Source organism: Cuspidothrix issatschenkoi CHARLIE-1, assembly GCF_002934005.1.
GTDB lineage: Bacteria > Cyanobacteriota > Cyanobacteriia > Cyanobacteriales > Nostocaceae > Cuspidothrix > Cuspidothrix issatschenkoi.
Genome location: NZ_PGEM01000241.1, coordinates 1 through 1,146, shown reverse-complemented (window position 1 = coordinate 1,146; position 1,146 = coordinate 1). Strand labels below are relative to the sequence as shown.

Sequence of the window (1,146 nt, the reverse complement as noted above, 5' to 3'; positions counted from 1 at the left end):
GGAAGTGATGGGTGGTTGACTGGGAACTAAATTTTTGCTTGTTCTCTGGATACTGTACCAAGTTCAACTATCAAAGTTGGCCATAGCAGAGTAGATTCATTTAAAGCTAATTTAACCCAAGCAAAATTAATGAAAGTAGAGTGGCCAGGCACAGATTTATCTGGAGCTACATTAACCGGGGCAAAACTGTATGGTACACTGCGATTTGGATTAAAAATTGAGGGTATGACTTGCGAATGGTTGGATCTTTCTGTGAACAGCGATCGCTCCATCATCCAAAATTTTACCCCACCAGAGGCCAAAGAATTTTCTAGTGCCACTCCACTAACCCTCAGTATTATAGTTGATTCACCGCTAGGTCACGAAGCGCACTTTGTTCTCGCTAGAATTTATTATCAAATCGCCCAAGAATATTCAGCTTTAATACAAACACCTATTATTTGACATACTCACCGCGCCTAAAGGCGCGGTGAGTATGTCAAAAATAAAACTGGAAGAACTTACCAATTACTAAGAAATTACAGGAGAGAAAAATGCGTAATACCTTTAATCGGATGATGGGTAGAACTCGTTATGTTGTCAGTCGGTTATTTCTCCATCTCAATGGTCAAGAAATAGCACCTATTTTAGGTGTTCTCAACCGTGCTGCTAGAAAAGCAATTGATGCTGATGGTGATTTAGAAATTCTAGGGGAAGAATTGGTACTACTGTGCGAAACTTTCCTACAATATGATGAATATTGGTGTTCTGCTGCTAACGAAGGTGATGTCTTTTGGAGTGAAGGTGAGGCCGGAGATTATGTCAACGAATTATTTACAGACTCCGCTCAAAGATATGGGGCGAATTTGGATTCTAGTTCTGCATCAGCAAACCAGCCTTTAACACTTCCTGTCACTGACAATATCATAGTGATGATTACCGTGGCAGTTGAAGGTGAATTTTCCGAACTAGAAACGGATTTAGCTAACATTTCCGCCTTAAAAGCAGCCTTCTCTACCTTAATTAATCTACACTATAAACATAAACTTCGGGCTATCCAAGTGCATTTCTCACCCGCCCAGTTAGGTGATGAACTTTCTCGTGATCAGCTATTGGAGTATTACCCAGAATTGATTCCATTGTAAATTATAAGGAAAATGCCGAAAA

The 1,146-nt window shown here is 40.0% G+C and carries 2 protein-coding genes; both read left to right on the top strand.

Annotated elements, in window-relative coordinates:
* The first annotated feature begins 30 nt into the window (after positions 1-30).
* The gene (locus tag CUN59_RS20990) at positions 31-444 is read left to right on the top strand and encodes a pentapeptide repeat-containing protein (protein WP_104389613.1); all 414 of its coding nucleotides are present in this window, start codon (positions 31-33) and stop codon (positions 442-444) included.
* Between the two features lie 89 nt (positions 445-533).
* A complete protein-coding gene (locus tag CUN59_RS20985) occupies positions 534-1,124 on the top strand; it encodes a DUF1517 domain-containing protein (protein WP_104389612.1) in 591 nt (196 codons plus the stop codon).
* Positions 1,125-1,146: the final 22 nt, after the last annotated feature.